Raw genomic sequence first — 260 nt, forward strand, 5'->3', positions numbered from 1 at the left:
TGCAGGGCTGAGGCTAGACCATCTTCTGCTCACACCCGACCTTTCGAATCGCATGGTGGGGGCGGGTGTCGACCGGCACGTTCGTGCCCTCGAGGGGGCGAGCGATCATGCGCCGGCGTGGGTGGCACTTTCATAGCGGCGACTGCCTTCCGATCGAAGAATTCGCGTGATGAAGCCGGATCGAACGGGGCTCCGGTCAAACTCGGTGCTGACGGCATCGAGTTCAAGCGTTCGAGGAACTCCAGCCCCCCATCAGTCTC

Annotated in this window: 1 pseudogene; it reads left to right on the plus strand. The window is 62.7% G+C overall.

Going from position 1 to position 260, the window contains the following annotated elements:
- Positions 1–136: pseudogene (locus ACH196_RS37605) on the plus strand (exodeoxyribonuclease III); the annotation flags it as partial.
- Positions 137–260 lie beyond the last annotated feature (124 nt).

The organism is Mesorhizobium sp. IMUNJ 23232 (assembly GCF_044326205.1).
In the GTDB taxonomy this organism is placed as follows: Bacteria; Pseudomonadota; Alphaproteobacteria; order Rhizobiales; family Rhizobiaceae; genus Kumtagia.